The organism is Ruegeria sp. AP12 (genome assembly GCF_056540025.1).
The window spans coordinates 1-822 of the sequence record NZ_JBQFVZ010000167.1 but is presented as its reverse complement, the minus strand read 5'-3'; the positions used below and the strand labels follow the sequence as shown (position 1 = coordinate 822).

1 pseudogene is annotated in these 822 nt (G+C 63.9%); it reads right to left on the bottom strand.

The features are described 5' to 3' along the window. Positions 1-822 (bottom strand): annotated as a pseudogene (locus ACR0E6_RS22020) (glycine dehydrogenase (aminomethyl-transferring)); the annotation flags it as partial.

Genomic DNA, 822 nt, shown 5'->3' with positions numbered 1-822 from the left:
CGAAGTGATAGTTGCGGATGGTCAGCAGGCCCGCGTACTCGCCCTGCGCGCCCGAGTTGGGCTGCTGGGAGATCGCGTCATAGCCGGTGATCTGGCACAGCTTGTCGTTCAGATCGGCAATCATCTCATGATAGCCCTGCGCCTGATCTTCGGGGCAGAACGGGTGCAGATTGCCGAACTCGGGCCAGGTGACCGGGATCATCTCGATCGTGGCGTTCAGCTTCATGGTGCACGAGCCCAGCGGGATCATCGCCCGGTCCAGCGCCAGATCGCGGTCGGCCAGACGGCGCATATAGCGGGTCATTTCCGCCTCGGCCCGGTTCTTGTGGAAGATCGGGTGGGTCAGGTATTCGCTTTCACGCAGCGCATAATCCGGCAGGCGGTATTGCTTGTTCGAGCTGTCATCCTTGCGATCGATGCCAAAGGCGCCCCAGACCGCCTCGATGGTCTCGGGGCGGGTCTGTTCGTCCAGGCTGATGCCCACTTTCGTGTCGCCCACCTTGCGCAGGTTCACACCGCGCGCCACGGCGGCCTCCATCACCACGTTCTGCAGATGGCCGACCTCGACCGTAATGGTGTCGAAGAACACTTCCGGTTCCACCGCAAAGCCTGCCTCTTCCAGGCCGGCGGCCAGGCGCGAGGTCTTGCGGTGCACCGATTGCGCGATGGCCTTGATGCCGTCGGGGCCGTGGTACACGGCATACATCGAGGCGATGACGGCCAGCAGCGCCTGCGCGGTGCAGACGTTCGAGTTGGCTTTCTCACGCCGGATATGCTGTTCGCGGGTCTGCAGCGCCAGGCGGTAGGCCTTGTTGCCGCGGC